Raw genomic sequence first — 548 nt, 5'->3', positions numbered from 1 at the left:
ACACTCGGTACCACGCCAATCACCATCAACACCGGCGAAGGCAGCTTGAAACTCACTGGCTTTGATGCAGCGACGGGCAAAGTGACGTACACCTACGATCCGAACGTGCAAACCCATGTGGCGGGCAAAGACGTGATCGACAATATCGCGATCACCGTGACCGACAAGAACAACGCCGTTGGCACTGACAGCCTCGACATCGCGATCCAAGACACAACGCCGACCGCCAAAGCCGATACCAACAGCATCCTTGAGAACACCGCCACCACCACTGGCAATGTGATTCTCGGCGACGCCAAAGGCGGCGTAGCGGATCAAAACAGCAGCGATACTGGTTTGACCTTGACGACTGCGGGCACCTATGTCGGCAAGTATGGCACGCTGGTCATTGCAGCCGATGGCTCGTACACCTATACCCTCGACAACGCCAACCCAACGGTGAACGCACTCAATCCAGGTCAATCGTTGACCGATGAAGTGTTCAACTACACCGTCCGTGATGCCGATGGCTCGACCAGCAGCGCGACTTTGAAGATCACCGTCAATGG

General features: G+C 56.2%; 1 protein-coding gene. It reads left to right on the top strand.

Annotation, left to right across the window (positions count from 1 at the left end; all coding sequences use genetic code 11):
- Positions 1-548 (top strand): cadherin-like domain-containing protein (locus tag GM173_RS15810; protein ID WP_203572358.1); only part of this gene is annotated, 548 nt, incomplete at both ends.

Origin of the sequence: Deefgea chitinilytica (assembly GCF_016881405.1) — a bacterium.
In the GTDB taxonomy this organism is placed as follows: domain Bacteria; phylum Pseudomonadota; class Gammaproteobacteria; order Burkholderiales; family Chitinibacteraceae; genus Deefgea; species Deefgea chitinilytica.
This window is presented reverse-complemented; position numbering and strand designations above follow the sequence as displayed.